The organism is Bacillus sp. JZ109, assembly GCF_053903135.1.
The window spans coordinates 3,616,832-3,638,979 of record NZ_CP096388.1 but is presented as its reverse complement, the minus strand read 5'-3'; the positions used below and the strand labels follow the sequence as shown (position 1 = coordinate 3,638,979).

21 protein-coding genes are annotated in these 22,148 nt (G+C 44.5%); 13 read left to right on the top strand and 8 right to left on the bottom strand.

Annotated elements, in window-relative coordinates:
- The first annotated feature begins 31 nt into the window (after positions 1-31).
- Positions 32-877, top strand: coding sequence for an alpha/beta fold hydrolase (locus tag M1D94_RS19200; protein ID WP_456270311.1), 846 nt, complete (start codon positions 32-34; stop codon positions 875-877).
- 39 nt (positions 878-916) lie between these two features.
- On the opposite strand, the gene M1D94_RS19195 is transcribed toward M1D94_RS19200, so the two are convergent.
- Entirely contained in the window at positions 917-2,395 is a 1,479-nt protein-coding gene (locus M1D94_RS19195) for a peptide MFS transporter (protein ID WP_032722910.1), read from the bottom strand.
- 279 nt (positions 2,396-2,674) lie between these two features.
- Between M1D94_RS19195 and M1D94_RS19190 the strand changes: the two genes are divergently transcribed.
- Positions 2,675-4,429, top strand: coding sequence for a right-handed parallel beta-helix repeat-containing protein (locus tag M1D94_RS19190; protein ID WP_038828425.1), 1,755 nt, complete (start codon positions 2,675-2,677; stop codon positions 4,427-4,429).
- A gap of 14 nt (positions 4,430-4,443) precedes the next feature.
- Here the strand turns inward: M1D94_RS19190 and M1D94_RS19185 are convergent, their stop codons facing one another.
- Complete coding sequence (locus M1D94_RS19185; protein WP_014475793.1) at positions 4,444-4,665, bottom strand: hypothetical protein; 222 nt, start codon at positions 4,663-4,665, stop codon at positions 4,444-4,446.
- A gap of 125 nt (positions 4,666-4,790) precedes the next feature.
- Here M1D94_RS19185 and gerKA point away from each other — a divergent pair, with 125 nt between their 5' ends.
- The 3 genes from gerKA to gerKB are packed head-to-tail and all read left to right on the top strand — an operon-like array spanning position 4,791 to position 8,784.
- Entirely contained in the window at positions 4,791-6,425 is a 1,635-nt protein-coding gene (gene gerKA / locus M1D94_RS19180; protein WP_038828426.1) for a spore germination protein GerKA, read from the top strand.
- Positions 6,415-7,638 (top strand): spore germination protein GerKC, encoded by a 1,224-nt coding sequence (gene gerKC / locus M1D94_RS19175; RefSeq protein ID WP_021481760.1) that lies wholly within the window; start codon positions 6,415-6,417, stop codon positions 7,636-7,638. The genes gerKA and gerKC overlap by 11 nt, the downstream gene beginning before the upstream one ends.
- Positions 7,639-7,662: 24 nt before the next feature.
- Positions 7,663-8,784, top strand: coding sequence for a spore germination protein GerKB (gerKB, locus tag M1D94_RS19170; RefSeq protein WP_038828428.1), 1,122 nt, complete (start codon positions 7,663-7,665; stop codon positions 8,782-8,784).
- A 104-nt stretch (positions 8,785-8,888) separates the two neighbouring features.
- Here gerKB and M1D94_RS19165 read toward each other — a convergent pair whose 3' ends face one another.
- Together M1D94_RS19165 and M1D94_RS19160 are read right to left on the bottom strand one after the other, a co-directional pair.
- Positions 8,889-9,569: an ABC transporter ATP-binding protein gene (locus M1D94_RS19165; RefSeq protein ID WP_014662766.1), complete on the bottom strand. Its 681-nt coding sequence runs from the start codon at positions 9,567-9,569 to the stop codon at positions 8,889-8,891.
- Between the two features lie 15 nt (positions 9,570-9,584).
- Entirely contained in the window at positions 9,585-11,045 is a 1,461-nt protein-coding gene (locus tag M1D94_RS19160) for an ABC transporter permease (RefSeq protein ID WP_041850694.1), read from the bottom strand.
- A 212-nt stretch (positions 11,046-11,257) separates the two neighbouring features.
- Between M1D94_RS19160 and yclJ the strand changes: the two genes are divergently transcribed.
- The 4 genes from yclJ to phrC all read left to right on the top strand — a co-directional run bounded on the left by yclJ (position 11,258) and on the right by phrC (position 14,766).
- Positions 11,258-11,941 (top strand): two-component system response regulator YclJ, encoded by a 684-nt coding sequence (gene yclJ, locus M1D94_RS19155; protein ID WP_015482792.1) that lies wholly within the window; start codon positions 11,258-11,260, stop codon positions 11,939-11,941.
- Complete coding sequence (yclK, locus tag M1D94_RS19150; protein WP_072173981.1) at positions 11,928-13,349, top strand: two-component system sensor histidine kinase YclK; 1,422 nt, start codon at positions 11,928-11,930, stop codon at positions 13,347-13,349. Before yclJ ends, yclK begins: the two co-directional genes overlap by 14 nt.
- Positions 13,350-13,511: 162 nt before the next feature.
- Entirely contained in the window at positions 13,512-14,660 is a 1,149-nt protein-coding gene (rapC, locus tag M1D94_RS19145) for a response regulator aspartate phosphatase RapC (RefSeq protein ID WP_014475800.1), read from the top strand.
- A complete protein-coding gene (phrC, locus tag M1D94_RS19140; protein ID WP_003224994.1) occupies positions 14,644-14,766 on the top strand; it encodes a phosphatase RapC inhibitor PhrC in 123 nt (40 codons plus the stop codon). The genes rapC and phrC overlap by 17 nt, the downstream gene beginning before the upstream one ends.
- Before the next feature lie 98 nt (positions 14,767-14,864).
- Here phrC and M1D94_RS19135 read toward each other — a convergent pair whose 3' ends face one another.
- The 3 genes from M1D94_RS19135 to M1D94_RS19125 form a co-directional block, all read right to left on the bottom strand.
- Entirely contained in the window at positions 14,865-14,954 is a 90-nt protein-coding gene (locus M1D94_RS19135) for a YjcZ family sporulation protein (RefSeq protein WP_015482794.1), read from the bottom strand.
- An 81-nt stretch (positions 14,955-15,035) separates the two neighbouring features.
- Positions 15,036-15,149 carry a YjcZ family sporulation protein gene (locus tag M1D94_RS19130; RefSeq protein WP_014478831.1) on the bottom strand — a complete coding sequence of 38 codons (114 nt, stop codon included), beginning with the start codon at positions 15,147-15,149 and terminating at the stop codon, positions 15,036-15,038.
- A gap of 152 nt (positions 15,150-15,301) precedes the next feature.
- On the bottom strand, positions 15,302-16,666 hold the full coding sequence (locus M1D94_RS19125) for an aspartate kinase (protein ID WP_015715246.1): 1,365 nt from the start codon (positions 16,664-16,666) through the stop codon (positions 15,302-15,304).
- Between the two features lie 384 nt (positions 16,667-17,050).
- On the opposite strand from M1D94_RS19125, the gene yclN reads away from it, so the two are divergent.
- The 4 genes from yclN to yclQ are packed head-to-tail and all read left to right on the top strand — an operon-like array spanning position 17,051 to position 20,668.
- Positions 17,051-18,001 carry a petrobactin ABC transporter permease YclN gene (gene yclN, locus M1D94_RS19120; protein WP_014475804.1) on the top strand — a complete coding sequence of 317 codons (951 nt, stop codon included), beginning with the start codon at positions 17,051-17,053 and terminating at the stop codon, positions 17,999-18,001.
- Positions 17,994-18,941, top strand: a complete 948-nt coding sequence (gene yclO / locus M1D94_RS19115) for a petrobactin ABC transporter permease YclO (RefSeq protein ID WP_125121454.1) — start codon at positions 17,994-17,996, stop codon at positions 18,939-18,941. The genes yclN and yclO overlap by 8 nt, the downstream gene beginning before the upstream one ends.
- Positions 18,935-19,693 (top strand): petrobactin ABC transporter ATP-binding protein YclP, encoded by a 759-nt coding sequence (yclP, locus tag M1D94_RS19110; RefSeq protein WP_014475806.1) that lies wholly within the window; start codon positions 18,935-18,937, stop codon positions 19,691-19,693. Before yclO ends, yclP begins: the two co-directional genes overlap by 7 nt.
- A 21-nt stretch (positions 19,694-19,714) precedes the next feature.
- Positions 19,715-20,668 (top strand): petrobactin ABC transporter substrate-binding protein YclQ, encoded by a 954-nt coding sequence (yclQ, locus tag M1D94_RS19105; protein WP_424935130.1) that lies wholly within the window; start codon positions 19,715-19,717, stop codon positions 20,666-20,668.
- A gap of 42 nt (positions 20,669-20,710) precedes the next feature.
- Here yclQ and M1D94_RS19100 read toward each other — a convergent pair whose 3' ends face one another.
- A complete protein-coding gene (locus M1D94_RS19100) occupies positions 20,711-22,129 on the bottom strand; it encodes an MDR family MFS transporter (RefSeq protein ID WP_014478836.1) in 1,419 nt (472 codons plus the stop codon).
- Positions 22,130-22,148 lie beyond the last annotated feature (19 nt).

The following is a 22,148-nucleotide window of genomic DNA, read 5'->3' as shown; positions in this document are numbered from 1 at the left end:
TTATATAATGAAAACAAAGGGGGCGTGAGAAATGGAACGTGCGGGGATCTGTCACTCGGACGGCTTTGATTTAGCTTATCGAATTGAGGGCGAGGGCGCACCCATCCTTGTGATCGGGAGTGCGGTTTACTATCCGCGCCTTTTTTCCTCAGATATCAAACAGAAATATCAATGGGTCTTTATCGACCATAGGGGATTTGCTAAGCCTAAGCGGGAGCTTCGTGCGGAGGATTCGAGGCTTGATGCCGTCTTGGCTGATATCGAAAGGATGAGAACATTTCTTCAGCTTGAGGATGTTACTATCCTGGGACATTCCGGGCACGCTTTTATGGCTTTAGAGTATGCCAGGACATATCCCAAACAAGTTCGGAAGGTGGCGCTCTTCAATACTGCGCCTGATAACAGTGAAGAAAGACAGCGAAAAAGCGAATCATTTTTCATGGAAACAGCCAGCCTTGAGAGAAAGAAACGCTTTGAAAAAGACATCGCGAATTTGCCGCAGGACATCGACAAAGATCCTGAAAGGCGCTTTGTGCACATGTGTATTCGCGCTGAAGCGAAAAGCTTTTATCAAGAGCGGCCGCATGCAGCTGCCTTATGGGATGGTGTATTCACGAATATGCCGATCATTGATGAATTATGGGGCAATACATTTGCCCAGATTGATCTTATTCAGCGGTTAGCTGATGTTCGTATGCCGGTGTATATCGGATTAGGGAGATATGATTATTTGGTTGCGCCCGTTGCGCTATGGGATGCAGTTGACTGTTTATATCCCCATGTGGATAAGGTTATTTTTGAAAGGAGCGGCCATCAGCTGATGCTGGAAGAACCGGAAGCCTTTGATCAAAGCTTCAGGAAATGGCTTGATCAATAAAAAACAGCCCGCAGATCAACATCTGCGGGCTGTTTCTGATTATAAGACCCCTTTCATCGCGCGTTTGATCATCGGCGAGAGCAGCAGGAGAATGCCGCCAAGAACGATAGAAATCAAACCGATGGTGCCGAAGTACATTGTTTCAGGAATTTTATCAAACAATCCGGCTACTTGGGCATTGATCGCTTGGGCTGCTGCGTTCGTCAGAAACCACATACTCATTGTCTGTGCAGAGAAGGCAGCTGGTGCCAGTTTCGTTGTCACGGATAAACCGACTGGAGACAGGCACAGCTCTCCAAGCACGACAAGCAGGAAGCTGAGAACGAGCCAAAGCGGGCTTACGAGTGCTTCTTTTCCTTGCATAGCAGGGAATACCATAATGATAAATGACAATCCGGCCAAAATAATTCCGATTGAGAATTTAACTGGTGTAGACGGCTGGCGTTTGCCAAGCTTCATCCAGAGCCATGCGAATATTGGTGCAAAAATGACGACAAACAATGGATTTAATGATTGGAACCATGATGACTGAAGTTCGAATCCGCCCAATGAAAGTCTTATTCGTTCATCAGCGTATACCGCAAGAATGGTCGCTCCCTGTTCCTGAATGGCCCAGAACATGACAGCACCGATAAACAAAGGAATGTAAGCGGCAAGACGGGATTTTTCTGTGCTGTCCGCTTTTTTGCTTGTAAACATGATGATGAAATAAATGACAGGAATCAAAATACCGAGAATACTTACAAGGTCGATAAAACGATTGATCGTCAGCACGCCTGTTTGTACAGAGATCATCACTGCGATCGCCACGATGATAACACCGATTCCGGTGCCAATCGCAGATTTTTTAGACAGCGGATTCGGCACATTGGAACCTGCAAGCCCGAGGTTTTTCTTTCTTGTCAAAGCAAAAACGATAAGTCCGAGAAGCATTCCGACCGCGGCAGCTCCGAAGCCGAGATGATAGTTGTACTTCTGTCCGAGTGTTCCGACAATTAACGGCGCAAGTAAACCACCGAGGTTAATCCCCATGTAGAAAATACTGAAACCTGAGTCGCGGCGCGGGTCTTCTTTCGTGTAAAGATCCCCAACCACGCTTGAAACGTTTGGTTTTAATAAGCCTGTTCCGACAATAATAAGCACCATGCTGATATAGAATGCAATCGCGCTGCCCGGATAGGCGAGTGCAATGTGGCCGAACATAATGAATATGCCGCCGTAAAACACGGTGTTTGCGGTACCGAATACCCGGTCAGCGAGCCATCCGCCAATAATGGTGGACATGTATACGAGTGATCCGTAAATCGACATAATGGCAACCGCAGTGCCCTTGTCAAAGCCGAGCCCTCCGTTTACCGTCTCTGTATACAAATAGTAAAGTAAGATTGCTCTCATTCCATAGTAAGAGAAACGCTCCCAAAATTCGGTGAAAAATAGTGTAAATAGTCCTCGCGGGTGACCAAAGAACCCTTTTTGCGGGACGCTTTTAATGATACTTTCGTTATCAATCGAAGCCATGTCAGCCAAACCCTTTCTAAAAAAAGTGTATTATAAAAATCATATTCTTATATAATACTTGTGTCAATATAATTTATACTCATTTCAAATAGTTCCATAATGGAAAAATTATAAATACCTAAAAATAGTGATTTTCTCCTAATTTTTATACTCTTTATCGTGAGATTTTCTTACACAACTATTCCTTTATATTTTTTTAATAAAATTTTAGAGAAATGTACAAGCAGATCGGGCCTTTGTGAGTAACATGATAGTAATCATAGAGAAGGAGGCTCGCAATTGGCTGAATTCATATTAAATGCAGCGGATTTCGGTGTTCCTGGAGATGGTAAAACGGATTCGACAGAACGGATTAATCAGTGCCTCAGTACAGCTGTTTCGAAAGGCTATCATACTGTCTGGTTTCCAAAGGGAACATATTTAATAGACGCAACGCTTGGCGGAGATCTTAATCAGAAGTTTCGAAACGCGGGGATCATTGTTCCCGGCAACCTTGAGATTATGATGGACCCCGAATGTATCATGAAAGTGATACCGAATAGTTCGTGGGGTTATTCCGCATTTTATGTAGGCAAGCAAGAGAATATAACCATTTCCGGGGGACAAATTATCGGCGAACGGGATGAGCATACGTATGCCTCGGCAGGGATAAGGTCAACCCATGAATGGGGCTTTGGCATATGTATTGAAGGATGCTCGAATGTTGTCATTGATGATGTGAAAATTTCCGATTTTACCGGCGATGGGATCATAGTCAGCCCAAGGGGATTAAAGACCAATCAAGATTATCGAACGTCAGAGCAAATTATCATCCGCCGCTGTGAGGTTCGGCGGTCGAGGAGAAATAACATTTCCATTACCGGATGTGACATGGTCACGGTGGAGGAATGCTTGATTGAAGATGCCGGAACGGGGAATGGAACAGCGCCGAAATTCGGAATTGACATTGAAGGATATGGCGAAGGTGATGTTGATTATGAGGAACCGATTAATGTATCAATTCGCAATAACCACTTTGTTGGAAACGTTTCAAGTTCTGTGACCAATTTTAACGGGTATGGCATTTTAATAGAAGGAAATCACTCAGACAATACAATCAGCTACGGATATGGGACGCAAACAGTGATCAAGGGAAATATACTGAGGCGCCCTGAAGACGCGGCGGCTGCGCCAAGAGTCGGGATAACCGGACTCGGTGTATCACAAGGAAAAGAGACCAGTGATGCAGTGATCGCTGGCAACCTCATTACCGGATTTTCAACAGGAATTGATGTCAGGGGAAAGAGCGTTCTTGTGACGAACAACAAAATCAGCAACTTTGAAAATACAGGGATATTGGTTTATCAGTCCTCCGACGTAAAGGTAGACGGAAACCAAATTCAAAACGGACTGTCTGAAACAAGGCGCAGCATCGGTCTTCGCGCAGTGCTTTCAGATGACACCGCTTTTCTGAATAACTGTCTCATTCAAGTCGTTGACGGTGTGAGCGTTTCGGGCGGAAACATGATCATTAAAGATAATCTCCTGAGAAAATTCAGCCGAGGCATTTGGATTGCTCAAGGGAACGCGGTGATTGAAGGGAATACACTGAATCCTGGCGCGTTTGAAGCAGTGCCGGAATCATATTCTGTTTCCGTTACAAACAATGCCGGCGCTATCATCAAAAACAATACATTTAAAGAGTTTAAAAATTACCCCATTTACTGCTCCACAAGTGCAAAAACCTCAATTATCGGCAACCACTTAGAGAGATCTCCGCTTTTGGTCACCATCTATATCAGCGCCGGTGTGCATGAGATTTTTGATAATACCATTTCAGTCAACAGAACAGCCGGGAATCCGATTGTGATTTATCTCAATGGCTCTGCAGGCTCTATCATCTCAGGAAACACCATCAATAACCTCTCCGCGGGCACTGCGACAGCTATTCAAACAAACACGTCAACCAATTCCAAAATCATCGGCAACCGCATTTTTAAAGGGACTATCAACAAACACAGCAGTGATGCAATAGACGGCAATATTATGGTCTGAAAAAAGCGCCCCCTCTAGGGGTTCTTTTTTTTCGATTTATAGATCACGTACATTTCTCTCACAAGTACTAACACAAAAAATAAAAGCACGACCCATTCCGCAAATGTTGTCATCTTAAAGCTGGACATATTGTTATAAATGGCTTTTGTTAAACTGAACCCTTGAAGCATGTCCATCAATACAGAAATAGCTAATAAACAAATTAATATAACTCCTGTCACGCCCAATATCTTCATGCTTCATCATCCTCCGCTTTTAGTGTCTATCGTTGGCGGAGAAGTTATACCGCATCTAAACCTAATGCATAATCTCAGTTTTAAAAGGAAGAATATGAGAAAACGACAAGGAAAGGTATTTGTGTATGCCTTTATTTTCTAAGCGAAAGAACAATACAAGTTCGAAAGACAAGCGCAATACAGAAGAAAAGAATCAGGAACAGAAGCAAGAAAAAGAAAGGCCGGTTCTCATTTCTCCAAGTTTGGCAAAGAATATAGCGGAAACGAAAAAGGAAGTCGGAAGCAGCTCTGACGTCATCATTCGCGAGATTAAAATCGGGGAGCAGGATCATGTCCACCTAGCTGTTATCTATATTGCTGGGCTGGTCGATAATAACACGATCCATGAGTCGTTAATTGACCCATTGGTACAGGATGAGTCTATCCAGAATACTCATGCGATCCAGCAAATTCTTGAAAAAACGCTCCCGCTCGGCGGGGTGAAAGCGGAAAAGAGCTGGGACAAGCTTTTTTCCGAGTTAATGCTTGGCAATGCGCTCATTTTTGCTGATGGCTATGATGAAGCTTTGATTTGCAGCACTCAAGGGGGAGAGCAGCGCTCCATCCAAGAGCCGAGCACCCAGGTGTCATTCCGCGGCCCGCGCCAAGGGTTTACAGAGTCTCTGCAAACCAATATTTCCATGATCCGGCGATACATTAAAAATCCGAATTTATGGGTTGAAAAAATGAAAAAAGGTTCTGTTACGAATACGGATATCGCTCTCATGTACATTCAAGGAATATGTGATGAAAAGGTGCTGAAGGAAGTGAAGCAGCGCCTGGAAAAAATAGATATTGACAGTATTTTGGAATCTGGATATATTGAGCAGCTGATTGAAGATGAAACCTTTACGACGTTTCCGACTATGTATCATACAGAACGCCCTGATGTTGTAGCGGGTAATCTGTTAGAAGGAAGATTCGCGATTATTGTGGACGGAACACCGTTTGTGCTTATTGCCCCGGCCTTATTTGTCCAGTTTTTTCAGTCTGTTGAGGATTATTATTCGCGTTTTGACATTGCGACAAGCATAAGAATTCTTCGTGTTTTAGTCTTTTTCATTTCGCTTGTGGCACCGGCTGTATACGTGGCAGCCACGACGTTTCATCAAGAAATGATACCGACTCAGCTGTTAGTGGTCATTGCGGCCCAGCGGGAAATTGTCCCGTTTCCGGCTGTTGTGGAGGCGCTGACGATGGAGGTTGCTTTTGAGATTCTGAGGGAAGCGGGAGTCAGGCTGCCCCGGGTTGTCGGCTCGGCAGTGTCAATCGTAGGCGCGCTCGTAATCGGCCAGGCTGCCGTACAGGCTGGTATCGTCTCTCCGGCAATGGTGATTATCGTGGCACTCACCGCGATTGCGAGCTTCGCAACACCGGCGTTTGCAATGGCGATTTCAGCCCGGCTTATTCGGTTTATTTTTATTATTGCCTCAGCTGTTATGGGTTTTTACGGGCTGATTTTAGGGATCATTATGATGTTTGTCCACTTATGCAGTCTTCGTTCATTCGGCGTTCCATATATGTCGCCGCTTGCACCCTTTTCTTCACAAGGTGTAAAGGACGCGCTTTTCCGGATTCCGTGGTGGGCTGATGAAAAAAGGCCGGAATCGATCAGTAAGGAAGATAAGGTGCGGCAGGGGAAGGATCAACGCCCAGAGCCGGCAGCTTCACGAGGAATGGTGAACAAAGACTTGGAAGAAGGGGATCAGAATGGTACGTAAATGTCTATTAGCCGTTCTCATGCTTTTGAGCGTCATTGTGCTGCCCGGCTGCTGGGATAAGCGTGAACTGACAGATCTTGCGATTATCTCGGCGATTGGCATCGATCGGACAAACGAAGGCAACTACGTGCTGCATCTTCAAATTATCAATCCCGGAAATGTCGCCGGCGGGCTTCAGGGAGGCGGTGCTGGGGACAGGCCGCCTGTATCTGTCTATTCAATTGAAGGCGACAATTTGACGGAAGCACTCAGAAAAGCCTCCATGAAGGTATCTCGGCGGCTTTATTTTGCCCATACCAACCTAGTCGTAATCAGCGAAAAGCTGGCGAAAGAGGAAGGGCTGGATTTTGTATTAGACAATCTTGACCGGGACACGGAATTCAGGACAACGGCGACCTTCGTCGTTGCCCATAAAACAAAAGCAGAAAACATCGTGAAAATCCTGACGCCTATTGATAAAATTCCGTCAAACAAAGTCAATAAAACCCTCGATTTCACGGAGGCGCAATACGGTCGGGTGGTCAAAACCAATATTCAGGACGTTTTGAAAACACTTGCCAGCGACACAAGGGCACCGATTATTCCGGGTTATTTGATGATTGGCGATGATAAAAAAGGAGTCAGCATGGAAAACACGCAGGCAACTGACCCGAAAGCCATTCTTCAGGCAGACGGCTTGGCGGTTTTTGATAAGGCTGGGTATTTAAAGTATTGGATTGAAGATGATGAAAGCGTGGGGGCAGTCTGGCTTATGAATAAGGTCCAGCATACGTTTATTAATGCTGATTGGGGCAAGACGAAAGATGCGGTCAGCTTGCAGGTTACCCATCAAGATACAAAGCTGGTACCTGATATGCGGAACGGACGTCCGCACATCCATGTGAAAGTGACGGTTGAAGGAATTATAGATGCTGTCAAATACCCTTTCCAATTGTCTAATCCGAAGGTGCTGGCCGCTATTGAAAAAGCGCTCAACAAAGAGCTTGAAAAGGAAATCAGCCATACTGTGAAAATGATCAAGAAGAATAAGATAGATTTTGTCGGTTTTGGTGACACGATATATAGAAAGTATCCGGAGCAGTGGGAGAAAATGAAGAACACATGGGACAAAGAATATTTGCCCGAACTGCCCATCGATGTGAAGGCCGAGACGTATATCAGAAGGACGGGATTGCGGAACAATCCGATCAAACACCAGTTTAAAGATGATTAGGTCTGAAGAAAGGGGAAGTGACAGATGGAAAAAGCCAGAATAAGCATAAGGCAGCTGTTTGTCATGATTATCATTTTTGAGCTGGGCAGCTCCTTATTGATTACACCCGGATCAATGGCGGGCAGGGATGCTTGGATCGCAGTTCTGTTGGGGTGTGCGGCCGGTTTGTTTCTTTTCTATTTGTATCAAGGAATTTATCAATGTTACCCCAATTCTTCTCCGAAAGAATATATGGATGATATGCTGGGAACCAAGCTGAGCTGGCTGTTTTCATTTCTCTATATCTTGTACTTTGCCTATATTGCCGCAAGGGTCCTGCGTGACTTTGGAGAAATGCTGCTGACATTTGCTTATCATGATACACCTATCATTATTGTAAATGGTTTATTAGTGATAGTTAGCATATACGCTGTAAGAAAAGGAATCGAAGTGCTCGCCCGCGCGGCTGAGCTACTTTTCGGAGCCATGTATTTACTGGGCGCGATCGGCCTCGTGCTGATTGTTGTCTCAGGTTCTATAGACCCGCATAACTTAAAACCGGTTTTGGCAGACGGCATTTCTCCTGTCCTTTACTCAGTTTTCACTCAGACCATGTACGTTCCGTTTGGCGAAGTCGTTTTATTTGTGATGATTTTCCCTAACCTGAATGACAGAAAAGATGTGAAAAAAATGGGGATGATTGCCATAGCTATTAGCGGATTGGTTGTGGCGCTCACCGTGGCGATTAATATCAGCGTGCTTGATGTTGATCTTACACTCAGATCCCAGTTCCCGCTTTTAAGTACGATTCAGACAATCAAGGTCGAAGAATTTTTAGACCGGCTCGATGTCTTTTTTATGCTGGCGCTGATCATCGGCGGCTTCTTTAAGGTTAGCCTCTACTTATATGCCACTGTGGTTGGGACATCTACGCTCTTTAAGGAAAAGAACCCCTCTCAATTGGCTTATCCGATGGGATTGGGCATCTTAATCCTTTCTATAACGATCGCTACTAACTTTTCAGAGCACTTGAACGAAGGCTTGAAAGTGGTGCCGCTGTATATTCATTTGCCTTTTCAATTATTGTTTCCGCTCTTTCTGTTTATTGTGGCTGTTTGGAAAAAGAAACGAAGAGAGAAGTCAAAAGGGACAGGAGCAAAAAAATGATAAAAAGAGCGGGGGGATGCAGCCGCCGCTCTTTTTATGTTCACTTCTATATAAAAGGGGGATATAGGGTGCGCCCCTGTCTGCACTGGCAGAGGCGCGTTTTGTTATACGACTGCGACGTTTTCCTTCACAGTAAAGCTTCCTCTTGAAAGTCTGATATTGATGTCTGACACTTTTGCAATTTGTTCATCGTGCGTCACCATAATGACGCATTTATCTTCCTTGTGCGCCAGATCCTGAAAGAGCCGTACAATTTCTTTTGATGTGTCCTCATCAAGGTTTCCGGTCGGTTCATCGGCTACGATAAGATCCGTGTCACAGCAGAAAGCCCTTGTAATTGATACCCGCTGCTGCTGTCCGCCGCTCAGTGTGAGCACTTTTTGCCGGGCTTGTTTTTCGTTGATGCCAACCTTCTGCAGCATGTCAAGCGCATATGATTCTTTGTTCTTTTCTTTAGAACCTGTGATTTCCATAGCGGTTGTGACGTTCTGCAAAGCCGTCATATACGGGAGCAGGTTGTACGCCTGAAAGACGATTGATACATATTGATTTCTGAAATTGGTTAAGCCGATTTTAGAAACCGCTTTTCCGTCGTAAAGGATGTTTCCTTCTTTTGGTGCGTCAAGCCCGCCTGCCAGAGACAGGAAAGTGGTTTTCCCCGTCCCTGATGTGCCGACAATTGTGTAGAATTTGCCTTTTTGAAAGCTGATGTTAATATCCTGAAACAATGGCTGGCTTTTGTCTTTATACCAGTAGCCGACTTGCTGAAATTCTAATAAGCTCATAGGTTCCGCCTCTTTCTATTCCTGTTTTGTCAATATCGTTTTCGGATGAAGCCGCAGTACTGAAATTGACGGCAGCAATGTTGCAATGATTGCGATTAGGATGCCGATCCCGCCAAGAATAAGCATGTCGTTCATAGAAACCGCGACGTTCAGTGAATCGATAACGTCCACGTTTGATGAACTGTGGCCGAACATTCCGCCGCCCATGCCGCCACCGCCGCCGGGCATTTGTCCGCTTGCGGTTTGCGTTGAATCGGTTGATGAACTGATCTGCTGGGATAAAAGCTGATTTCCAAGCTGATTCGCGACGAGATTTCCCGTCACAGATGCAAGGCCGATAGCGATAACGGCCACAATCAGAATCTCAGTCAAGAACTGTCCAATCAATTTCCATCGTTTTTCACCGATGGCCATTAACACGCCCATTTCGTATTTGCGCTCCCTGATTGACATCATGACAATCAGGCCAAGGATGACGGCGCCTGCCACTGATACAAGATACACCACGTTTTTAGAGAAAGAAGCCACATTTTCAATCGGGCCGACCATTTGCTGGTAAAGCTGATCGTTTGTATTCAGTGTGTACGTATCGAAGTCAATTGATGTTTTCTTCGCTGCTTTTACGAAAGCATCCATATTTTTCGCGTCGTCCATATAGTAAACAGCTGAGTCAATCGTATTTTTATAGTCGTCGCCTTTCAGCGCCGCTGTTGCTGTGTAAGGCGTATAAAGCTTGTTATAAGGATTTAAGAAAGAGAAATTTTGGGCTTGGTCATCACCTGAAGATGTTGTTTTATAAATACCGACGATCTTCAGCTTTACTGTCGTATCTTCATCTGTTGCTGATTCAATTGTGATCGAATCGCCAACGCTCAAATCATTTTCTTCCGCTAATGTTTCGTTGATCACTGTTACTTTTTTGCCGACATCTGATTTTGTAATCGCGCGTCCGTCAGTGATTTTTGAATCTCCGTCAGAGAAGTCATCAACTAATGCTGTGCTGATGACACCTTCAATCGAAAGATCGGCTTGCACCATTTGCGGTCCGCCTTGTCCGCCACCTTGGCTGTTTTTAGCGGTTGAGCTTGAACTGCTGGAGCTGGAATCACTTGAACTAGAGCTTTCAATCGCATCAAAGTTTCCTGCGTTGGCTGAAGCTGATGTGGTGTAATTGTAGCTCTTCACATGATCAAGCGCTGCAAGCTTATTCGCATCAGACACTTTGATCGGTGTTGATTCGAAGCTGCGTTTTTCACCGCTGTCCTGCTGCTTTTCCATTTGCTTTTGGCGGTCAACCTGAAGTGTCACGCTTCCGCCGAGTTCCTGTCTGGCCAGTTCGCTTGACTTTTGTGCTGCCGACTGGATGGTGAGGCCTGATAGAACAAAGACACATATGACTGTAAACACAAATAATTGCAATAACGTTTTTCCCTTTTTAGCCTTCATATTCCAAAAGGCCCGTTTGATAAAGTTCATTTATGTTCCTCCGCATTGGTATTTTTATTGATAAGACCGCCTCTGGGGCGCGTCCCCTTGCTGATAAATTAATAGTAGTCCAAAGGTATGAAAAAAATATGAACAATCTATTTCTAGTTGATGAAATAAAAACTAACAATTGTGAAACGCAAAACCTTCTGTTTAAAATGGTGCTATTATATAAAAAAGCATCAAAACAACCGGAGGATATAATGAAAATATTAATGATAGAAGATAATGTTAGTGTATGTACGATGACGGAGATGTTCTTTTTTAAAGAAGGTTTTGAAGCGGAATTCGTTCATGACGGGTTAGAAGGGTACCAGCGTTTTACGGAAGAAAATTGGGATCTGATCATTTTGGATATCATGCTTCCATCTATGGACGGCGTGACCATCTGCAGAAAAATAAGAGAGACAAGCACGGTGCCGATTATCATGCTGACTGCCAAAGACACTGAATCAGATCAGGTCATCGGGTTTGAGATGGGGGCGGACGATTATGTCACAAAGCCGTTCAGCCCGCTGACATTGGTTGCCCGCATCAAAGCCGTCATCAGAAGATACAAGGCGACAGGCAAAGCTGTTATTGATGAAGATATGATCGAATCAGAATGCTTTACCATTAATAAGAAGACGAGAGAAGTATTATTAAACGGAGAGCCTGTAGAAAATCTCACGCCGAAGGAATTCGATCTGCTTTATTACCTTGTCCAAAATCCGCGGCAGGTGTTCTCCAGAGAACAGCTGCTTGAGCAGGTATGGGGCTATCAATTTTATGGAGATGAGCGAACGGTTGACGTTCATATCAAACGGCTGCGGAAAAAGCTTGCCAGCGAGGACAAGCCTTTCCTGTATACTGTGTGGGGAGTAGGGTATAAATTTGATGAAGATTAAATATTTATATCAGCTGCTGCTAAGCCATATCAGCATTTTGATTTTAGCGTTTGTCATTATCATTTCTCTGTTTTCCCACTTTGTGAAGGAATTTGCCTATCAGAACAAAGTAGAGGAATTGACGTCATATGCGGTGCAGATTGCAAATGAATTCCAAGCCGGCCAGGTGGACATGCGCAGGCTCTATCCTTATCAGGACATGTTAAGCACAAGAAAGACGCAGTTTATCATCTTTAATGAAGAGCAGCAGCCCTATTTTCTTCCTGAAGGCTTTCATCACCCACCAAGGGAACAGCTGAAGAAATCAGAATGGAATAAGCTTAAAAAAGGGCAGACTGTCATGATCAGGGCAGATGGCCGTTTTGATGATGAAGTGTCACTTGTGGCGCAGCCTATATTTGTTCAGAACGAATTTAAAGGCGCCGTTCTGCTGATTTCTCCGATCAGCGGCGTTGAACAGATGGTCAATCAGGTCAACCTCTATATGTTTTACGCTGTGATCAGCACGCTTGTGATTACGATTCTCGTGAGTTGGCTTCTGTCCAAATTCCATGTCAAGCGGATTCAAAAGCTGAGAGAAGCGACAGATAAAGTGGCTTCCGGCGATTATGACATCCATTTGGAAAACAGCTACGGGGACGAAATCGGCGTTCTGGCCTCTGACTTTAATATCATGGCGAAAAAACTAAAGCAGTCAAGGGATGAAATCGAGCGCCTTGAGAAGCGGAGAAGGCAGTTTATCGCTGACGTGTCACATGAATTAAAAACACCGCTGACGACGATCAACGGTTTGGTTGAAGGGTTGAACAGCCATACGATTCCTGAGGATAAAAAGGATAAATGCTTCTCGCTGATCAGTGAGGAAACGAAGCGCATGCTGCGGCTCGTAAAAGAAAATCTGGATTATGAAAAAATCAGATCCCAGCAAATTACCTTGAACAAGCTAGACGTTCCTCTGATCGAGGTGTTTGAAATCGTGAAAGAGCACTTGCAGCAGCAGGCGGAAGAAAAACAAAACAAGCTGATGATCCAAGTAGAGGATCACGTCATCGTACATGCCGATTATGACCGGTTCATTCAAATTCTCGTCAACATTACGAAAAACAGCATCCAATTTACGCAAAACGGTGACATTTGGCTGCGCGGAATGGAAGGTTATAAAGAGACGATTATTGAAATTGAAGACACGGGTATCGGCATTCCAAAAGAGGATATTGAGCATATTTGGGAGCGATTCTATAAAGCAGATATTTCAAGAACGAACACAGCATACGGTGAATACGGACTCGGTCTCTCGATCGTCAGGCAGCTCGTTGAAATGCACCAGGGCACAGTAGAAATCAAGAGTGAAGAAGGGAAAGGCACAAAGTTCATCATCCGCCTTCCTTTAACGGCAAAACAGCAATAGCATACAGGGCGGCGCATCAACTGATGCATCCGCCTTTTTTGCACACCGCTTCGGTTTATTGCGTGCTCCCGAAAACAAAGATTGCGTGTTTTTCGGGTTGGGACGGTCTATAAACATGATAAAATATGACATAAACAGTTTTTGATGGGAGAGGGTGAAGGAATGAAGAGCGGGGTAATTCCTTCTTCAGCGGTCGGTCAAAAAATTAACGAGTGGTACAGATATATCCGGACATTCAGCGTGCCGGATGCCGAAGTGTTAAAAGCTGAAATCCAGCAGGAACTGAAACACATGCAGCATGATTCCAACTTGCTGCTTTATTATTCACTAATGGAATTCCGGCACCAGCTTATGCTGGATTATCTTGAGCCGTTAGAGAAATTAAATATCGAAGACCAGCCAAGCCTGTCTGAATTATCAAGAAACATTGACAGCAACCAGGCAGATCTCAAAGGGCTGCTCGACTATTACGTGAATTTTTTTCGCGGGATGTATGAATTTGATAAGCGGGAATTTATTTCTGCCATTACATACTATAAACAGGCGGAGAAAAAGCTCTCCTTTGTCGCAGACCATATTGAACGGGCTGAATTTTATTTTAAAATCGCGGAAGCTTATTATTATATGAAGCAAACGTATTTTTCATTGATTAATATAAAAAACGCCTATGAAATTTACGTGGAGCAGGAAACCTATAATGTGAGAATCATTCAGTGCCATTTCGTGTTCGGGGTCAACCTGATGGATGAAAGAAATTTCGAACAAGCCGCACGCCATTTCAAATTGGCGCTCAACATGGCCCAAGCAGAACAAAAAGCCCAGCTGGTTGGAAGAGCATACTACAATCTCGGGTTATGCTATTACAATCAAGACCTTCTAGACCCTGCCATTGATTACTTTGAAAAAGCGGTCTCCACATTTGAAAGCAGCAGGATCGTCAATTCTCTCCCGCAAGCCTATTTTTTAATCACCCTGATTTATTATAAACAGGGAAAACATGATAAAGCTTCGGAATATCACAAGCGGGGCTATGAATATGCTAAAGAAACAGACGATGCAGACTATGCCGTAAAATTCGAGTTTTTACAATCCCTATATCAGGATCAGCCCAATGAAGAAGGAATCGAACGATGTTTCCAATACTTAAAAAATAAAAATATGTACGCTGATATAGAGGATTTAGCCCTAGAAGTAGCAAAATATTACTATGAACAGAAATGGTTTAAACTGTCTGCTTCCTACTTTCTACAAGTTGAAGAGGCAAGAAAACAAATACAAAGGAGTGAAGGTTTGTATGAAATTGAAATCTAAGTTGTTTGTTATTTGTTTGGCCGCAGCCGCGATTTTTACAGCGGCTGGCGTTTCTGCTAATGCGGAAGCACTCGACTTTCATGTGACAGAAAGAGGAATGACGTAAGAACAAGCCCCTTCTCATTAGCGAGAAGGGGTTTTTCTTTTCAAAAAACACCGCAGGACATAGTCTTGCGGTGCCGCCTTCATGGAGATTACGTTTATTTAGTAGCCTCCTACAAATGCAGTTCCCACAATGATCAAGAGGATAAATAACACAACAATCAAAGCGAAAGAAGTTCCGTAACCTGACATTTTGTGCACCTCCTTGCGAGATTGCTTCAGCATATACTGCAAAACTGTGGCGGACAGGGTTCCGCAGAGACGGTCAGCAGCTTAGTAGCCGCCAACAAACGCAGTCCCTACGATAATTAAAAGAATAAACAATACAACGATTAAAGCGAAAGAACTGATGCCGCCGTAACCGCCGCCGTTAGAGTATCCTGACATAAGGTTTCACCTCCCTATGAAGGATACTATAAGATATGCTGAACCGATCCATTTGGCAGGGATAATAGTGGACAAGAGAAAAAATGAAGAATTCGGCTATATGAAGGTGATATAAAAAATAGCGGGCGCTGCCGCCCGCTATTTATGTACGATTAAGAGATCAGCACGCCCGCGAAAAATTCCTGGTATAACGCTTGAACGGCTTTTCTTTCTTCGGCTTCTTTTACGCCAAACATCATGCTCACTTCAGAAGATCCCTGATTGATCATTTCGATATTCACCTGTGCCTCTGATAATGCTTTGGCGGCTCTTGCCGTTGTACCGACATTGTGGCGCATCGCTTCCCCTACAACCATAATTAGGGCGAGATGATGCTCGACGATGACTTCATCGGCATGCAAATCCTCTTCGATCCGTTTGATGACGCTGCGTTCAGTGGCTGCATCCATTTGCCCCTGCCGTAAAATGATTGTCATGTCATCGATTCCCGATGGAACATGCTCATACGTCAAACCATGCTCCTCCAGGATGTGAAGGGCTCTGCGGCCAAAACCGATTTCTCTGTTCATGAGATACTTGCTGATATAAATGCTGCAAAAACCGGTGTCGCTGGCAATGCCGACGACAGGCCCGTTTGTGTTATCCCGCTTGCTGACGACGCGGGTGCCTTCGGCTGAGGGGTTGTTCGTATTTTTGATCTGAACAGGAATCCCCGCTCTGAATGCCGGAATGAGCGCTTCATCATGAAACACTGAAAAACCCGCGTAGGACAGCTCCCGCATCTCTCTATATGTCAGCTCGCTGATTTCCTTTGGATTCTCAACGAAGGACGGATTGACAGAATACACAGCGTCTACGTCTGTAAAGTTTTCGTACAAATCGGCTTGTAGTCCGTTGGCAAGAATCGAACCGGTAATATCAGAACCGCTCCGTGAGAATGTGATCACATCGCCATCCTTGCTGAATCCGAAAAAACCGGGAAAAATGATGAGTCCGTCACGTTCCCGAAGACGATAGAGGTTTTGATAGGATTCAGGAAGAACTTGCGCGTTGCCGGGTTCATTTGTCACAAAGAGGCCAGCATCCTTCGGGTTTACATATTCCGCTTTGACGCCTTTATAACGGAAGTAAGCGGCGATCAACTTGGCATTGTTATCCTCTCCGCTGGCCTTGACTGCGTCAAGGTATTGCTCGGGATTGCTTTTATCTCCTTCTAAAAGCGTAAACAGATCATTTCTGATTTTTTCGATAATGCTTTGCCCCAGCTGAAGCTCATTGGCGATGAGAGCGTACCGTTCCACAACAGCTTCCGCCAGTTCAGGTGCGCTGCCTGATGCCAAATATTGTTCTGCACATGCGATTAAGAGATCAGTCACTTTCGTATCCTCGGCATAGCGTTTTCCCGGAGCTGAGACGACTACAGCTTTCCGTGCCGGGTCTGAGGTAACGATGTGAAACACCTTGTCAAGCTGGGCGCCTGAAGCAAGTGAGCTGCCTCCGAATTTAACGACCTTCATGTTTACATCTCCTAATGTTTAAAATTTTCACACAAATTTAGTTTTTATTATCTCTCTTTCAGTACTGTAAATCAAGGGGGAATTTCTATCCGGGGAGAACATTTGTATTTTCCACGAGGAATAATGTCAGGTTTGCTGACCGTATACCTGCGTTATAAAGATAAATATGGTAAACAGCCTAACGTTTTGGGATGGAAAATGGTTAGAATGATTAGTAAAATGGATAAATGACTAGGTTAATATTTTTAAAGAATATTGACTAACCCTAGAAAAATGGTAATATGTAAATGATAATGATAATCAATTACTATATGGCCATATTGTTTTGAGTCCTTGCGGAGTAGGAGATACGTTCTTTTTGCTGTAAGGATGTAAGGAGGCAGCATGAAGCTACGTTACTTATTTATTCTACTTATCATATTAGCAGTCACATCTGTATTTATCGGTGTAGAAGATCTGTCGCCGCTTGATCTCTTCGATTTAAGCAAACAAGAGGCGTCAACGCTGTTTGCAAGCCGTTTGCCGCGATTGATCAGCATTGTCATCGCGGGATTAAGCATGAGCATCTGCGGTTTGATTATGCAGCAGATCAGCAGAAACAAATTCGTGTCACCGACGACGGCGGGCACGATGGATTGGGCGAGGCTCGGCATTTTAATTTCCTTGCTGCTGTTTACATCCGCCAGTCCTTTAATCAAAATGCTGGTCGCGTTTGTCTTTGCCCTTGCAGGAAATTTTCTGTTTATGAAAATCCTTGAAAGAATCAAGTTTAACGATACCATCTTTATTCCGCTTGTCGGTTTAATGCTCGGGAATATCGTCAGTTCAATCGCGACATTTATCGCATATAAATATGACTTGATCCAGAATGTGTCATCATGGCTGCAGGGAGACTTCTCTTTAGTCGTGAAAGGAAGATACGAGCTTCTTTATCTGAGTATTCCGCTCGTGATCATTGCCTATGTGTATGCGGATAAATTCACATTGGCCGGTATGGGTGAAAGCTTTTCTGTCAACCTCGGCCTGAAGTACAAACGGGTTGTGAACATCGGGCTCATTATCGTGTCCCTGATCACGTCCCTTGTTATTTTGACTGTCGGTATGCTGCCGTTTCTCGGTTTAATCATCCCGAATATTGTATCGATTTACAGAGGAGACAATCTGAAGAGCAGCCTGCCGCATACTGCGCTGTTGGGAGCGGTGTTTGTGCTGTTTTGCGATATACTGGGCAGAATCATTATCTTCCCTTATGAAATCTCGATTGGCCTGATGGTCGGAATCATCGGCAGCGGCATTTTCCTGTTTATGCTGTTAAGGAGAAAAGCCTATGCGTAACCAGATGAAAATAGCTTTGCTCGTTGTTTTAGCCATTGTATGTATCGGCTTGTTTCTGTTTTATGACTTAGGCAATTGGGATTACACCCTGCCGAGACGAATCAAAAAGGTCTCAGCCATTGTGCTGACCGGGGGAGCGATTGCGTTTTCGACCATGATCTTTCAAACGATTACGAACAACCGCATCCTGACGCCGAGCATTTTGGGCCTTGATTCTCTCTACATGCTGATTCAGACTGGCATTATCTTTTTGTTCGGTTCTGCGAATATGGTCATCATGAATAAAAACATCAACTTTATCATCTCTGTTCTGCTGATGATACTGTTTTCTCTTGTTTTGTATCAGATCATGTTCAAGGGTGAGGGGAGAAATATCTTTTTCCTTCTGCTTATCGGAATCGTGTTTGGCACGCTGTTCAGCAGCCTGTCTTCTTTTATGCAGATGCTGATTGATCCGAACGAGTTCCAAGTTGTGCAGGACAAGATGTTTGCCAGCTTTAACAATATCAATACGGATTTGTTATGGCTCGCGTTCATCATCTTCCTGCTGACAGGCGTTTATGTCTGGCGTTTTACAAAATTTTTCGATGTGCTGTCGCTCGGACGCGAGCACGCCGTGAATTTGGGCATTGACTACGACAAAGTGGTGAAGCAGATGCTGATCGTGGTTGCGATTTTGGTTTCTGTTTCAACAGCGCTAGTCGGGCCGATTATGTTTTTAGGCCTTCTGGTCGTCAACCTGGCGAGAGAATTCCTGAAAACATATAAGCATTCATACTTAATCGCAGGCTCCGTTTTCATCAGCATCATTGCGCTGGTCGGAGGGCAGTTTGTGGTTGAGAAAGTGTTTACCTTCTCAACGACGCTGAGCGTCATTATTAATTTTGCCGGCGGGATTTATTTTATCTACTTGCTGTTAAAGGAGAATAAATCATGGTAGAGGTCAGAAATGTAAGCAAACAATATGGCGGGAAAGTTGTTCTTGAAGAGACGTCAGTCACTATTCAAAAGGGCAAAATCACCTCGTTTATCGGTCCTAACGGCGCCGGCAAAAGTACGCTGCTGTCTATCATGAGCCGCCTGATCAAAAAGGATTCCGGCGAGATTTACATAGACGGACAAGAGATTGGAGCATGTGACAGCAAAGAGCTTGCCAAGAAAATGAGCATTTTGAAGCAGGCGAACCAAATTAATATCAGGCTCACGATCAAAGACCTCGTCAGTTTTGGCAGGTTTCCGTACTCACAGGGCCGGCTGACAGAGGAAGACTGGGTTCATATTAACCAGGCGCTCAGCTATATGAAGCTGGAAGACATTCAAGACAAATACTTGGATCAGCTGAGCGGCGGACAGTGCCAAAGGGCATTTATCGCCATGGTCATTGCCCAGGACACAGATTATATTTTTCTGGATGAGCCGCTGAACAATCTGGATATGAAACACTCAGTTGAAATTATGAAACTGCTGAAACGGCTGGTAGAGGAGCTTGGAAAAACGATCGTCATCGTTATTCACGATATCAATTTTGCTTCAGTCTATTCTGACCATATCGTCGCTTTGAAAAACGGCCGAATCGTAAAAGAAGGACCACCTGAAGAAATGATAGAAACATCAGTGCTTGAGGAAATCTACGATATGACCATCCCGATTCAGACGATTGATAATCAAAGAATAGGTGTCTATTTTTCTTAATATATAGAAGAGGTGAAGAGCATGAAAAAGTTCGCATTACTATTCATCGCTTTGGTGACGGCAGTTGTGATTTCTGCATGCGGAAACCAAAGTACAAGCAGCAAAGGTTCTGATTCTAAGGAAGAACAAATCACGGTGAAACACCAGCTGGACAAAAACGGAACAAAAGTACCGAAGAGCCCTAAAAAAGTTGTCGTATTTGACTTTGGAAGCTTAGATACATTAGATAAACTTGGACTTGATGATAAAGTAGCGGGACTGCCGAAACAAGCCCTTCCTAAATATCTGTCCAAATTCAAGGATGACAAATATGCTGACGTCGGAAGCTTAAAAGAGCCAGACTTCGAGAAAGTGGCAGATTTAGACCCTGACTTGATCATTATCTCAGGAAGACAATCTGAGTCTTACAAAGAATTCTCTAAAATTGCGCCGACGATTTACCTTGGCGTAGACACAGCGAAGTATATGGAATCATTTAAGTCTGACGCAGAAACAATCGGTAAGATCTTCGATAAAGAAGATGAAGTGAAGGATGAACTCGCAAAAATCGATCATTCAATCGCAGATGTAAAGAAAATGGCTGAAAAGCTTAACAAAAACGGTCTCGTCATCATGGCGAACGACGGGAAGATCAGCGCATTCGGTCCTAAATCAAGATACGGCCTGATCCATGACGTGTTCGGCGTGACACCGGCTGATAAAAACATCAAAGCGTCTACTCACGGACAAAGCGTTTCTTACGAGTACATTTCAAAAACAAACCCGGATTACCTGTTTGTCATTGACCGCGGTACAGCGATCGGTGAAACATCATCTACTAAACAAGTCGTTGAAAATGATTATGTGAAAAATGTAAACGCAGTGAAAAATGATCATGTCGTCTACCTTGATTCTGCTACTTGGTACTTATCAGGAGGCGGTCTTGAGTCTATGGCGCAAATGATCAAAGAAGTGAAAGACGGTTTAGAAAAGTAAAACCAAAAAGAGCCTCCGCTAGCGGGGCTCTTTTTTTGTTGATCAGCGTGCCGGCTGCTGTTCGGCAGGGCGCTGAGGTTTCTTTAATGTGAATGAGAGAAGGAAGCCGACAAGTGCAATGACGGCAGCCACAATAAAAGCGGCATTCATGCCGTGCAGGGCGGCGTGCTTTACATTTGTCGTGCCTGCATGTGCCGCCTGGTTGCTCATCACGGAAACCAATAGTGCGGTTCCGATCGAGCCGCCGACTTGGCGAATCGTGTTGTTCATCGCAGTTCCGTGCGGAATCAAGTGGCGCGGCAGCGCGTTGATTCCGGCTGTTGTCACCGGCATCATGATCATGGCGGTGCCTAAGAGACGAACGGTGTATAAAACGACAATCCAAGCGAGTGACGTATGGTCAGTCAGCTGCATAAACGGCAGAGATGTCAGGAAGATGATGCAGAAACCGGCAATCGCCAGCCCTCTTCCGCCGACACGGTCAAAAATTCTGCCGATAATCGGCGACATAAAGCCCATCACAACGGCTCCCGGAAGGAGCATAAGCCCTGTATCAAAAGCTGTGACGTCTCTGACATTTTGTGTATAAAGCGGCAGGATGGTTTCCGTACCGATCAATAATGCAAAGACGAGGGTTCCCAGCAGTGTTGTTAAGCTGAAAACGCCAAACGTGAAGACGCGGAATTCCAGCATCGGTTTTTCAAGCTTCATTTGTCTTGTGATAAACAAGAGCAGCGCGATGACACCCACCAGCAGTGAAATCAAGACGGTTGAACTGGACCAGCCATAAGAGCCGACGCTTGAGAAGCCGTACAGAAGGCCGCCGAACCCAAATGTTGAAAGGATGACTGATAAAATATCAATCTGTGTTTTTCTTAAAGTCGTCACGTTTTTCATCAGGATGCTGGCAAGAATCAAATCAATCACAGCAAACGGAAGAATAATATAAAACAATGATCTCCAAGAGAAAGCTTCGACAGCCCATCCGGAAAGAGTCGGTCCGATCGCAGGCGCGAATGAGATGACCAATCCGACCATACCCATAGCCTGGCCGCGCTTTTCAATCGGAAAGATTGTCAGGAATACAGTCTGCATGAGCGGCATCATAATGCCGGCTCCAGCCGCTTGAATGATACGCGCTGTCAGCAGAACCGGGAAGTTCGGCGCGAACGCTCCGACGACTGTTCCGGCAGTGAAAATGCTCATTGCTGTGATGAGCAGCGCCCGGCTTGTGAATTTCTCAATTAAAAACGCGGTAATCGGAATTAAAATCCCGTTGGTTAACATAAATGATGTGGTCAGCCATTGTGCTTGGTTGGCATCGACATTGAAATCCCTCATGATATGGGGAAGTGCGGTAATCAACAATGTCTGGTTCAAAATCGCCACAAACGCTCCGGCTAACAAAATGCCGACAATGACAGAACGGTTAAAAGGTTTTTGTTCAATACTTGTGTTCAATACATATCCCTTCTTTTCT

What these genes read in the sequence shown, in the direction of transcription:
- gerKC (WP_021481760.1), top strand. Translation starts at nt 6,415, where the DNA reads ATGGTACGTAAATGTCTATTAGCCGTTCTCATGCTTTTGAGCGTCATT.
- M1D94_RS19165 (WP_014662766.1), bottom strand. Translation starts at nt 9,569, where the DNA reads ATGAGCTTATTAGAATTTCAGCAAGTCGGCTACTGGTATAAAGACAAA.
- M1D94_RS19125 (WP_015715246.1), bottom strand. Translation starts at nt 16,666, where the DNA reads ATGAAGGTCGTTAAATTCGGAGGCAGCTCACTTGCTTCAGGCGCCCAG.
- gerKB (WP_038828428.1), top strand. Translation starts at nt 7,663, where the DNA reads ATGGAAAAAGCCAGAATAAGCATAAGGCAGCTGTTTGTCATGATTATC.
- M1D94_RS19130 (WP_014478831.1), bottom strand. Translation starts at nt 15,149, where the DNA reads ATGTCAGGATACTCTAACGGCGGCGGTTACGGCGGCATCAGTTCTTTC.
- rapC (WP_014475800.1), top strand. Translation starts at nt 13,512, where the DNA reads ATGAAGAGCGGGGTAATTCCTTCTTCAGCGGTCGGTCAAAAAATTAAC.
- yclO (WP_125121454.1), top strand. Translation starts at nt 17,994, where the DNA reads ATGCGTAACCAGATGAAAATAGCTTTGCTCGTTGTTTTAGCCATTGTA.
- M1D94_RS19135 (WP_015482794.1), bottom strand. Translation starts at nt 14,954, where the DNA reads ATGTCAGGTTACGGAACTTCTTTCGCTTTGATTGTTGTGTTATTTATC.
- M1D94_RS19160 (WP_041850694.1), bottom strand. Translation starts at nt 11,045, where the DNA reads ATGAACTTTATCAAACGGGCCTTTTGGAATATGAAGGCTAAAAAGGGA.
- yclN (WP_014475804.1), top strand. Translation starts at nt 17,051, where the DNA reads ATGAAGCTACGTTACTTATTTATTCTACTTATCATATTAGCAGTCACA.
- yclJ (WP_015482792.1), top strand. Translation starts at nt 11,258, where the DNA reads ATGAAAATATTAATGATAGAAGATAATGTTAGTGTATGTACGATGACG.
- gerKA (WP_038828426.1), top strand. Translation starts at nt 4,791, where the DNA reads ATGCCTTTATTTTCTAAGCGAAAGAACAATACAAGTTCGAAAGACAAG.
- M1D94_RS19200 (WP_456270311.1), top strand. Translation starts at nt 32, where the DNA reads ATGGAACGTGCGGGGATCTGTCACTCGGACGGCTTTGATTTAGCTTAT.
- yclP (WP_014475806.1), top strand. Translation starts at nt 18,935, where the DNA reads ATGGTAGAGGTCAGAAATGTAAGCAAACAATATGGCGGGAAAGTTGTT.
- M1D94_RS19195 (WP_032722910.1), bottom strand. Translation starts at nt 2,395, where the DNA reads ATGGCTTCGATTGATAACGAAAGTATCATTAAAAGCGTCCCGCAAAAA.
- M1D94_RS19185 (WP_014475793.1), bottom strand. Translation starts at nt 4,665, where the DNA reads ATGAAGATATTGGGCGTGACAGGAGTTATATTAATTTGTTTATTAGCT.
- yclQ (WP_424935130.1), top strand. Translation starts at nt 19,715, where the DNA reads ATGAAAAAGTTCGCATTACTATTCATCGCTTTGGTGACGGCAGTTGTG.
- phrC (WP_003224994.1), top strand. Translation starts at nt 14,644, where the DNA reads ATGAAATTGAAATCTAAGTTGTTTGTTATTTGTTTGGCCGCAGCCGCG.